Annotated in this window: 1 protein-coding gene; it reads right to left on the minus strand. The window is 59.9% G+C overall.

Going from position 1 to position 247, the window contains the following annotated elements:
- On the minus strand, positions 1-247 hold a 247-nt coding region (locus RTW80_RS30315; RefSeq protein ID WP_312721911.1), incomplete at both ends, for a hypothetical protein.

Consider the following 247-nt stretch of genomic DNA (forward strand, 5'->3'; position numbering starts at 1 on the left):
GTATGCGCCAGGGACCGGAACGTGGAACCAATTTCACAAGCTCATTGAAGGGGCGGGGATGCTGAGGCGGAAGTGTTATGGCCACCATGCCGTGCCACAGCCCCCCTGCATGCACCAGATTACCTTCTGTTTCTGGCGTACAACCAAATACCTGAAGATTCAGGAAGGGAGCTAGCAGTGCTGTAGCGTCGCCCTCCTGAAGCGCACCCGCTGGCGCAGCCTTCCCCGGTAATGCCGGGCGCCATGC

The sequence above is a fragment of the Escherichia sp. AM3 genome (assembly GCF_032029835.1).
GTDB classification, from domain to species: Bacteria; Pseudomonadota; Gammaproteobacteria; order Enterobacterales; family Enterobacteriaceae; genus Escherichia; species Escherichia coli.